Origin of the sequence: Subtercola sp. RTI3 (assembly GCF_035018625.1) — a bacterium.
Lineage (GTDB): Bacteria > Actinomycetota > Actinomycetes > Actinomycetales > Microbacteriaceae > Subtercola > Subtercola vilae.
In genome coordinates this window covers 1-9,821 of sequence record NZ_JASJXO010000080.1, presented here as the reverse complement: position 1 = coordinate 9,821, position 9,821 = coordinate 1, and the positions used below count along the sequence as shown (strand labels likewise).

The window sequence follows — 9,821 nt, the reverse complement described above, 5'->3', positions numbered from 1 at the left end:
ATCAGATGTGTATAAGAGACAGCTTTTTCGACTCCACAACGGGGTCAGCGGGGGCGCGGCTTGAGGTAGAGGGCCGCGAGGGGCGGGAGGGTGAGCTCGACCGAGGCGGGGCGACCCGACCAGGGGATCGACTCGGCCGTCACGGCGCCGAAGTTGCCGACACCGGAACCGCCGAACTCTACGGCGTCGGTGTTGATGATCTCGTCCCAGATGCCGCCGAACGGCAGCGAGACACGGTAGGGGCCTACAGGCGCCCCACCGAAGTTCATCAGCACGGCGATGGGGTTGCCCTCGGCATCCCACCGCAGGAACGACACGAGGTTCTTCTCACTCGAACCGCCGTCGATGAACTCGAACCCGCCCGACTCGTTGTCGCGGAGCCAGAGCGCGGGGTTCTCGCGGTAGACCCGGTTCAGCGACGACACGAGGTGCAGCAGCGAACGGTGCACGGGCTGGTCGAGAATCCACCAGTCGAGCCCGCGCTCTTCGCTCCACTCCGACGGCTGGCCGAACTCCTGGCCCATGAACAGCAGCTGTTTGCCGGGGTGCGCCCACATGAAGCCGAGGTAGGCGCGCAGGTTGGCGAGCTTCTGCCAGTGGTCGCCCGGCATCTTCGACAACAGCGAGCCTTTGCCGTGCACGACCTCGTCGTGCGAGATGGGCAGCATGAAGTTCTCGCTGAACGCGTAGACGAACGAAAAGGTGATTTCGCCGTGGTGATACGAACGGTACAGCGGGTCGGTCTCGATGTAGGCGAGGCTGTCGTGCATCCAGCCCATGTTCCACTTGATGCCGAAGCCGAGCCCGCCCTGCGAGGTGGGCTTGGTGACACCCGGCCAGCTTGTCGACTCTTCGGCGATCATCACGATGCCTGGGTAGCGCTTGTAGGCCGTAGCGTTGACCTCCTGCAGCAGGCTGATGGCTTCGAGGTTCTCGCGCCCGCCGTACTGGTTCGGCAGCCACTCGCCGTCTTTGCGTGAGTAGTCGAGGTAGAGCATCGAGGCCACGGCGTCGACTCGCAGGCCGTCGATGTGAAACTCCTCGAGCCAGTACAGGGCATTGGCAACGAGAAAGTTGCGCACCTTCGAGTCGCCGAAGTTGAAGACGAGAGTGCCCCAGTCGGGCTGCTCTCCGCGCCGGGGGTCTGGATGCTCGTACAGCGCCTGCCCGTCGAAGTTCGCCAGCGCGAACTCATCTTTCGGGAAGTGCCCCGGAACCCAGTCGAGCAGCACGCCGATGCCCGCCTGGTGCAGGCGGTCGATGAGGTACCGCAGGTCATCCGGGGTTCCGAAACGGGCCGTGGGGGCGTAGTAACCCGTGACCTGGTAGCCCCACGAGCCGCCGAACGGGTGCTCGGCGAGCGGCATGAACTCCACGTGCGTGAAGCCGAGCTCGTTCATGTAGCCGATGAGTTCGTCGGCGAGCGAGCGATAGTCGAGCCCGGGGCGCCACGAACCGAGGTGAACCTCGTAGACGCTCATGGGCGAGTTGTGCGGATCTTTCGCGGCGCGCTCGGTCATCCAGCCGCCGTCGGCCCACTCGTACGACGAGTCGGTGATCACCGAGCCGGTGAGCGGCGGCACCTCGGTGCGGCGGGCCATCGGGTCGGCCTTCTGAACCCAGCCGCCGTGCTGCGTGAGCAACTCGAACTTGTAGGTGCTGCCGGGCCCGAGATCGGGAACGAAGATCTCCCAGACCCCGGTGGCGCCGAGGCTGCGCATCGAGTGCCGCGTGCCCTCCCACCCGTTGAAGTCGCCGATGACACGAACGGCGCGGGCGTGCGGGGCCCAGACGCTGAAGGCAGTGCCGGAGGACGAGGCGTGGGCGCCGGAGTGCGTGCGATAGTGTGCCCCGAGCACATCCCACAGCTGCTCGTGTCGGCCTTCGCCGATGAGGTGCAGGTCGAGTTCGCCGAGAGTGGGGGAGAAGCGGTAGGGGTCGTCGGCGGTCCACACCGACCCGTCTTCGTACGTCGCGTCGATCACGTAGTCATCGAGCCCGGTGAGCGTGTAGCCCTGCCAGATGCCGGCGTACAGGTGCGTGAGCGAGGCCCGGGCCCCGTTCGAGAGCACCGCCGAGACCGCGCTGGCGAGCGGCCGGAGGGTGCGGATGACCGTGATCGGGTCGCCCTCGCCGGCCGGGTTCACGAGGTGCTGCCCGAGCACGGCGTGCGGGTCGAAGTACGAGCCGGTCGCGATCTGCTGCAGAACGTTCTCGGCCACGTCGGGCGCGCTGAGGGTGGTGAGGCCATCGATCTGTGACATCAGTGTGTGTCCGTTCCGTCGGAAGTGGGCGGCGTTTCGGGGTCGGTTGGCTGGGCATCCGGAGCCTCGTCGGGCTCGTAGTGCACCGAGAGGATGTGAACGGGCTCGCCGAAGGCGTTCAGGCGTACGTAGTTGTCGGCGCCCCAGAGCCAGGTCGCACCGGTGATCTCGTCGGTGACGCGGTAGGTTGCGCCGGGTTCGAGTCCGAACTTCGTGACGTCGAGGTGCACGGTGCTCTCGCGTACCGACCACGGGTCGACGTTGGCGACGATGATGAGCCCGTCGGCTCTACCGCTCGCCGTGAACTCGCCCGCGATGAACTTGCTGTAGACGAGAATCGCTTCGTCGTCGCTGGCGTGGATGTCGAGGTTACGCAATTGCGCGAGCGCCGGATGTGCGCGGCGGATCGTGTTCAGCCGCGTGAGGTACGGGGCAAGCGATGTTCCCGCTGCCTCGGCTGCGGTGAAGTCTCTCGGCCGGTACTCGTACTTCTCGTTGTCGAGGTTCTCTTCGGAGCCGGGCCGTGCGACGTTCTCGACCAGCTCGTAGCCCGAGTAGACACCCCACGTCGGCGAGCCCGTCGCGGCGATGGCGGCACGGATCTTGTACGCCGGCCGGCCGCCGAACTGCAGGTAGGCGTGCAGAATGTCGGGCGTGTTCACGAACAGGTTCGGCCGGAAGAACGCGGCCGTCTCATGCGCCAACCCGTCGAGAAACTCTTCGAGTTCTTCTTTCGAGTTGCGCCACGTGAAGTACGTGTACGACTGCGTGAAGCCCACCTTGGCGAGCGTCTGCATGAGGGCGGGGCGGGTGAACGCCTCGGCCAGCCAGATGACGTCGGGTGTCTCGGCGTTCACAGTGGCGATCAGCCACTCCCAGAAGTCGAGCGGCTTGGTGTGCGGGTTGTCGACGCGAAAGATGCGTACGCCGGCCGAGATCCAGAACCGGATGATTCGCAGCGCCTCGGCGCGGATGCCCTCGGGGTCGTTGTCGAAGTTGATCGGGTAGATGTCCTGGTACTTCTTCGGCGGGTTCTCGGCGTACGCGATCGAGCCGTCGGGCAGCGTCGTGAACCATTCCGGGTGCTCTTTCACCCACGGATGATCGGGCGATGCCTGCAGCGCGAAGTCGAGCGCCACCTCGAGGCCGGCTTTCTGCGCGGCCGTCACGAAGATCTTGAACTGCGCGAGAGTACCGAGGTCGGGGTGGATCGCGTCGTGGCCGCCTGCGGCCCCGCCGATGGCCCACGGCGAACCGGGGTCGCCCGCCTCGGTGGTGAGCGAATTGTTCGGGCCCTTGCGGAAGGCCTCACCGATGGGGTGGATCGGCGGCAGATACAAGACGTCGAAGCCCATCGCGGCCACCTCGGGCAGGCGGCGCGCGGCGGTACGGAACGTTCCGCTGGTGAACGTGCCATCGGCCTTCTCCACGGCCCCCACCGAGCGCGGGAAGAACTCATACCAGCTGCCGAACCCGGCGCGCTGGCGTTCGACCACGACGCTCTGCCACTCGCTGTACGTGTCGAGGCTGGCGATCGGGGTGTGCTCGACGGCCGCGTGCACTTCGGGCGCGGTGGCCGCAGCCAGGCGCTCGAGCGGGGCCACCTCGGTGTCGGCCATGAGCAGCGAGACGTCGTCGAACAACGAACGATCGGCTTCGGGGCGCAGCTGGTTGGCTGCGGCGGCGACGAAGAGCTCGCTGGCGATCTGGAACATGAGCTCGACGTCGATGCCGGCCGGCACCTTGATCGAGGCGTTGTGCTGCCAGGTCTCGTAGTCGTCGCTGAAGGCGTGGATGCGGAACTGCCACGTACCCTGGCTCGGAAGGTGCGCGAGGCGCTGGTATTTGTCAATGCCCACCCCGATCATCCGGAGACCGTAGCTCGACACCTCGCCCGACGGGCTCTTCAGTTCGACGCGTGCCCCCACGGCGTCGTGGCCCTCGCGAAAGATGGTGGCGCCGAACGGGACCACCTCGCCCGCGTACGCTTTGGCGGGCCATCGACCGCCTGAAACCTGCGGAAACACATCGACGATGGGGATGCGGCCGATGCGAGGCGTGAACGCCACCGCGGCCGCAACGGGCGTCTTCGCCGCCCGGATCGTTGTGCCTTTTACTGTTGTTTTCGCCACTGTCTTAGCCACTGTTCGACCGTACCAATAAAGCTCCCAGCCGACCGTCAAAAAGTTGGGCCTTGTGCGTTTAACGTCTTCTGCTTTACCTGTTCTAGGCTGGCGATCTGAGGGGCGCGTCGGCATGGGTCGTACGCGAACTGCGAAGGCAGGCGGTGTCTGTCGAAGAAGGAGCTGCGCGTGAAGGCCATCCGTAAATTCACTGTTCGATCTGTTCTGCCTCCCGAGCTGAGCGCGGTGGGCGAACTGGCAGCCAACCTGCGCTGGTCGTGGCACGAACCGACCAGGCGCCTGTTCGCGCACATCTCACCCGATGAATGGGAGTCGACGATGTGCGACCCCATCGCCCTTCTCGGCGCCGTGAGCCCTGCCCGGCTCGACCAGCTCGCGGCCGATGAGGGCTTCGTCTCGTGGGCGAACGGCCTACGCGACGATCTGCACCGGTACCTGAACGAACCGCGCTGGTACCAGCACCTCGAGGGCCCGAAGCCCGCGAGCATCGGCTACTTCTCGCCGGAGTTCGGTATTGCGGCCGCGCTTCCGCAGTACTCGGGGGGCCTCGGCATCCTCGCCGGCGACCACCTCAAGGCGGCGTCAGACCTCGGCGTGCCGATCATCGGCGTGGGTCTGTTCTACCGGGCAGGCTACTTTCGCCAGGCCATTTCGCGCGACGGCTGGCAGCAGGAGAGCTACCCCGTGCTCGACCCCGACGGGCTGCCGCTGAACGTGCTGCGGCTCTCCGACGGCTCGCCGGCCCAGGTGGTGCTCGCGCTGCCCGACGACCGGGCGCTGTACGCCCGTATCTGGCAGGCGCAGGTGGGGCGCATCCGGTTGCTGCTGCTCGACACCGACATTCCCGACAACGACGAAGACCTGCGGGGTGTCACCGACCGGCTCTACGGTGGCGGCGGCGAACACAGGCTGTTGCAAGAACTGTTGCTCGGCATCGGCGGCGTGCGCGCACTCAAGATTCTGAGTGAGCTGACGGATGCTCCTGAACCCGAGGTGTTTCACACCAACGAAGGCCACGCCGGTTTTCTGGGGCTCGAGCGCATCTGCGATCTGATTGGCGAAGGTCTGTCGTTCGACGCGGCGCTGCAGGTCGTACGCGCGGGGACCGTGTTCACCACCCACACCCCGGTGCCGGCTGGCATCGACCGGTTCGAGGCGTCGCTGGTTGAGCGTTACTTCTCCACCGACCTGCTCCCGGGCGTCGACGTGTCGGCGATTCTCACTCTCGGCGACGAGGTCGACAACGGCGGCAGCCCCGGCATGTTCAACATGGCCGTGATGGGCCTGCGGCTCGCGCAGCGCGCCAACGGCGTCTCCCAGCTGCACGGTGAGGTCAGCCGCGGCATGTTCGCCGGGCTCTGGCCGGGATTCGACCAGGCCGACGTGCCCATCACCTCGGTGACGAACGGTGTGCACGCACCCACCTGGACAGACCCGATGCTCATCGAACTCGCCGAGAACCGGCTCGGCACGTCAGAGACGGCCACCGCCGATTGGGCCTCACCGGCGGTCACCGACGCCGACCTCTGGGCGGTGCGCGGCGAGATGCGGCGCCAGCTCGTGATCGACGCGCGGCACCGGGTGACCGAGGCATGGCTCGAACAGAACCCCGGTTCGATTCCACCCGCGTGGTACCGCACCCTGCTCGACCCGTCGGTGCTCACGATCGGTTTCGCCCGTCGGGTGCCCACCTACAAGCGCCTGACGCTCATGCTTCATGACCCCGCGCGCCTCAAGTCGATTCTGCTGAACCCGTCGCAGCCCGTTCAGCTCATCATCGCGGGCAAGTCGCACCCGGCCGACGAGGAAGGCAAGCGCCTGATTCAGAAGCTCGTGCAGTTCGCCTCCGACCCCGAGGTTCGGCACCGCATCGTGTTCCTGCCGAACTACGACATCGGTATGGCGCAGAAGCTCTACCCGGGCACCGATGTGTGGCTGAACAATCCTCTGCGCCCGCTCGAGGCGTGTGGAACATCAGGAATGAAGTCGGCTCTGAACGGTGGCCTCAACCTCTCCATTCTCGACGGCTGGTGGAACGAGTACTACGACGGCGAGAACGGCTGGGCCATTCCCACCGCCGACTCGGCCGACAGCCCCGAAGAGCGCGACCTGCTCGAGTCCGAGGCGCTCTACGACCTCATCGAGCACCAGGTGGCGCCGCGGTTCTACGACCGAAACGCCGAGGGCATTCCCGAGCGCTGGACCACCGCCATCAGGCACACACTCGCCACCCTCTCGCCCGAGCTCTCGGCCGAGCGCATGGTGCGGGAGTACGTCACCCGTCTCTACGTGAAGGCCGCCCAGGCTGAGCACGAGATCAGCGGCCACGACTACAGCCCGGCAGTCGAGCTTGCCGAATGGAAAGATCGCGAACGCGCGGCCTGGCCGTCGGTCGCCGTTGTGCACGTCGAGTCGGGCGGTCTCGATGACACCCCGCAGGTCGGCGACGAACTGCAGGTTCGGGCCCGCGTGAACCTCGGTTCGCTGACCCCCGAAGACGTCTCGGTCGAGGTCGTCTATGGCCACGCCGGTGGCGGCGACCAGCTGGTGGATGCCCGTACGGTGGCCCTCTCGCCGACCACCATCCCCACCTCCACCACTCCTCTTGCCGTCGTGGCGCCGAGTGCAGCAGAGAGCGACTCGGAGGGGCTGTTCGCGTTCTCGGGCACCGTCGTGCTCGAGCGCGCCGGGTCTTTCGGCTACACGGTTCGCGTGGTGCCGAGGCACCCGCACCTCGCCTCCTCCGCCGAGCTGGGGCTCATCGCGTCGGCGCGGTAGGCGGGGTATGACCTGAGACGGGGAGGCGTCGGCAGCTGCTTGTGGGCAGCCGGCGCCTCCTTTCGTCGTGAGTTTGTCAGTGCGCGCGGAAGAGTTGGATCGACGAGGCCGACACGGGCAGAACGACCCCGGGTTCGAGGGCGGGGAGTTGGGCATCCGGAGCCGGCGGGGCGTCTTCGGAGCTGTCCCAGAGCAGCTCGTACGAGTCGACACCCTCGTGGTGCGGCAGGGTCACGGTGGTGGGGTGCTCGAGGCCGTGGATGATGAGCAGAATACGGTTGAACTCTTCGTGCTCGGGGGTCGAGGCGGCGAGAAACTGCAGGGTGCGGTTCTCGGGGGAGTTCCAGTCGACGTTACTCATCTCGTTGCCCTCGGCGTCGTACCAGTCCATCTGGCTGGCGCTCGGGGTGGTCTCGCCGAAGACACCGAAGTGGCTGGGGCGAAGGGCTGGGTTCTCTCGGCGGAGCTTCAGCAGGTACTGGGTGGTCTGCCAGAGTCCGTTCTGCCATTTGCGGCGATCCCAGCTGAGCCAGGTGAGCTCGCTGTCGTGACAGTAGGCGTTGTTGTTGCCCTTCTGGCTGCGGCCGAACTCGTCACCGGCCGTGATCATGGGCACGCCGGCTGAGAGCAGAAGCGTGGCCATGAGGTTACGAATGGTTCGGCGGCGACCGGCTTCGATGGTGCGATTGGTCGTCGCGCCCTCGACTCCGTGGTTGTACGACATGTTGTTGTCGGTGCCGTCGCGGTTCGACTCGCCGTTGCCCACGTTGTGCTTGACGTCGTAGGCGGTGAGGTCGGCGAGCGTGAAACCGTCATGGGCCGTCACGAAGTTCACCGACGCGAGCGGGCCACGGTTCTGCGAGAAGGTGTTGCTCGACCCGGCGAGACGGGTGGCGAGCATCCCGACGCCGTCGCCCGGTGAGCCGTGGTCGCGAATCGATTTCACGTCGCGCAACCAGAATTTGCGCATGCGGTCGCGGTAGCGGTCGTTCCATTCGTGCCAGCCGGCGCCGAAGTTGCCGGTCTGCCAGCCGCCCATGCCCACATCCCACGGCTCGGCGATCATCTTGACGTCGGCGAGGGCGGGGTCGTTGACGATGGCCTCGAGCAGCGGATGCGACGGGTCGAAATAGGCGTCGGAGTTACGACCCAGCGTGGCCGCCAGATCGAAGCGAAAGCCGTCGACCTGCACGTCGTTCGCCCAGTACTTCAACGAATCGAGCACCATTCGCGACACGGCCGGAACGCTCGTGTTGACGCTGTTGCCGCAGCCGGTCACGTCGATGTAGGTGCCCGACTTCGTCTGCCGGTAGTAGTTCGCGTTATCGATGCCCCGAAAGCTGGTGCGCGGGCCGGTGATGCCCTCCTCGGCGGTGTGGTTGTAGACCACATCGAGGATGACCTCCAAACCGGCCTCGTGCAGCAGCTTGACCATGCCCTTGAACTCGCGGAGCACCGCGCTCGGGCCGCCCTGCTGGGCCGTCTTCGTGCCGTAGAAGGAGTGCGGGCTGAAGAAGTTGAGCGTGTTGTAACCCCAGTAGTTGCTGAGGCCCTGCTTCATGAGGCGGCGTTCGGAGACGAACGCGTGCACCGGCAGTAGCTGAACGGCGGTCACCCCGAGCTTCTGCAGGTAGCCGATGGTGGTCTCGTGTGCGAGGCCCGCATAGGTGCCGCGCAGGTGTTCGGGCATGCGGGTGTTCAGCTTGCTGAGGCCCTTCACATGGCCCTCATAGATGACGGTGCGATCCATGGCCGTGTTCGGTTTGACGGCGCCGTTCCAGTCGAACTCGTCGTCGACGACGACGCCCCGCCACGTGTCGGGGCCGGTGCGGGTGAGGCCGCGCGCGTACGGATCGAGGAGCAGCGCGTTCGGGTCGAATGAGTTCATGGGGGCATCCGGACCGCTCACCTTCAGCGCATACTTGCGCCCCGGAGCCAGCGACTTGGTACGCCCATGCCACACACTGTTCGCGTCACGGGTCAGTGAGACGGTCTTGTAGACCCAGTTGGCGTCTTTGTGGTCGAAGAGGCAGAGGTCGATGCGGGTGGCGTTCTCAGACCAGACCCTCAGCTCACCGCCGGCCGAGGTCTGCCTGATACCGAGGTGGGCGAAGGGGTCAGGCTGGGTCATGCGTTCTAGAGTAGTGAGTGCGTGTTACGGCAATAAAAACTGGGAGGGCTCGGCCTGTGGTGATCTACCTCGACCATGCGGCTACGACGCCCATCATTCCCGTTGCGCTCGCGGCGTACGTCGACGCATTGGGGCTGGTGGGAAACCCGTCGTCGATTCACAGCCAGGGCCAGCAGGCGAAACGGATGCTCGAAGAATCGCGTGAGACGGTGGCGGCGTCGCTCGGGGCCGATGCTGTGGAGGTGGTGTTCACCTCCGGAGGCACCGAATCGGTGAACCTCGGCATCAAGGGTCTGTGGTGGAAGCGGCAGGAGGGCGGGGTCTCACGCCCGCGCATCCTGGTTCCGGGTGGGGAGCATCATGCGACGAACGACGCGGTCGAGTGGTTGGTGCGGTACGAGGGCGCGGTGGTGGAGTGGTTGCCCGTCGACGCGTTCGGGCGGCTGACGCCCGAGGTCTTGGCAGCGGCGCTCGCGGGGGGCGCGCTGTCTCTTATACACATCT

The 9,821-nt window shown here is 66.1% G+C and carries 5 protein-coding genes; 2 read left to right on the top strand and 3 right to left on the bottom strand.

From position 1 onward, the window contains the following. Nucleotides 1-44: 44 nt before the first annotated feature. Together glgB and QN358_RS18035 are read right to left on the bottom strand one after the other, a co-directional pair. Nucleotides 45-2,264, bottom strand: a complete 2,220-nt coding sequence (gene glgB / locus QN358_RS18040; protein ID WP_323513180.1) for a 1,4-alpha-glucan branching protein GlgB — start codon at nucleotides 2,262-2,264, stop codon at nucleotides 45-47. Then, nucleotides 2,264-4,408: an alpha-1,4-glucan--maltose-1-phosphate maltosyltransferase gene (locus QN358_RS18035; protein ID WP_416352027.1), complete on the bottom strand. Its 2,145-nt coding sequence runs from the start codon at nucleotides 4,406-4,408 to the stop codon at nucleotides 2,264-2,266. The genes glgB and QN358_RS18035 overlap by 1 nt, the downstream gene beginning before the upstream one ends. 168 nt (nucleotides 4,409-4,576) lie before the next feature. Between QN358_RS18035 and glgP the strand changes: the two genes are divergently transcribed. Continuing rightward, on the top strand, nucleotides 4,577-7,186 hold the full coding sequence (gene glgP / locus QN358_RS18030) for an alpha-glucan family phosphorylase (protein ID WP_136641523.1): 2,610 nt from the start codon (nucleotides 4,577-4,579) through the stop codon (nucleotides 7,184-7,186). Nucleotides 7,187-7,262: 76 nt separating this feature from the next. Here glgP and glgX read toward each other — a convergent pair whose 3' ends face one another. Further along, entirely contained in the window at nucleotides 7,263-9,317 is a 2,055-nt protein-coding gene (gene glgX, locus QN358_RS18025; protein WP_136641524.1) for a glycogen debranching protein GlgX, read from the bottom strand. 56 nt (nucleotides 9,318-9,373) lie between these two features. On the opposite strand from glgX, the gene QN358_RS18020 reads away from it, so the two are divergent. After that, the coding region (locus QN358_RS18020; RefSeq protein ID WP_323513179.1) for an aminotransferase class V-fold PLP-dependent enzyme at nucleotides 9,374-9,821 on the top strand (448 nt) is incomplete at its 3' end.

Excerpts from the sequence above, each read along its gene's own strand:
- glgB (WP_323513180.1), bottom strand. The coding sequence starts at position 2,264 with ATGTCACAGATCGATGGCCTCACCACCCTCAGCGCGCCCGACGTGGCC.
- glgX (WP_136641524.1), bottom strand. The coding sequence starts at position 9,317 with ATGACCCAGCCTGACCCCTTCGCCCACCTCGGTATCAGGCAGACCTCG.